The 663-nt window shown below is 40.3% G+C and carries 1 protein-coding gene; it reads right to left on the minus strand.

Annotated features, from left to right (window positions below; all coding sequences use genetic code 11):
- Window positions 1-120: 120 nt before the first annotated feature.
- On the minus strand, window positions 121-663 hold a 543-nt coding region (locus tag A194_RS0116460; RefSeq protein ID WP_017187861.1), incomplete at its 5' end, for a M20/M25/M40 family metallo-hydrolase.

Here is a 663-nt window from a genome sequence, read left to right on the forward strand (position 1 = left end):
TGATCATAGAAACTATTCATATCTACATGAAAGATAATTCGGCCTTTTCCCACTTCATCACCTACTTACTAAACAGAAAAAGTATGGACAACGTTGCCCATACTTTATTATAACACGAGATTATTTAGCCGCTTCAATTGAAATGGCTGTTAATAATTCAGCAATTTTAACTAATTCACCAACAGGCATCCGCTCATCTGTTGTATGAATATTCTCGTATCCAACACATAAGTTAACAGTCGGAATCCCTAATCCTGCAATGATGTTAGCATCACTTCCACCACCACTAGCTTCTAGTTCACTAGTTCGTCCAATTGACTTCGCCGCGTGTCGTGCGACTTCAACTACTTGATCGCCTTTTTGGTGCTTATAACCAGGATACATATAGTTAACTTTCACTTCTACTTCGCCACCAACTTCTTCTTCTGCTTGGCGGCAAGCTTTCTGCATTTTTTCAATTTGCTTCTCTAATTTTTCAGGCTCTAACGAACGGGCCTCAGCTAAAATATACGCTTCATCACAAACGATATTCGTTGCTTGACCACCTTCAAAACGACCAATATTCGCTGTCGTTTCATCATCAATTCGACCTAAAGGCATTTTAGATACGGCTTTTGCAGCTAACGTTATAGCTGACACGCCTTCTTCAGGTGCTACACCAGC

The sequence above is a fragment of the Alkalibacillus haloalkaliphilus C5 genome (assembly GCF_000269905.1).
In the GTDB taxonomy this organism is placed as follows: Bacteria; Bacillota; Bacilli; order Bacillales; family Alkalibacillaceae; genus Alkalibacillus; species Alkalibacillus haloalkaliphilus_A.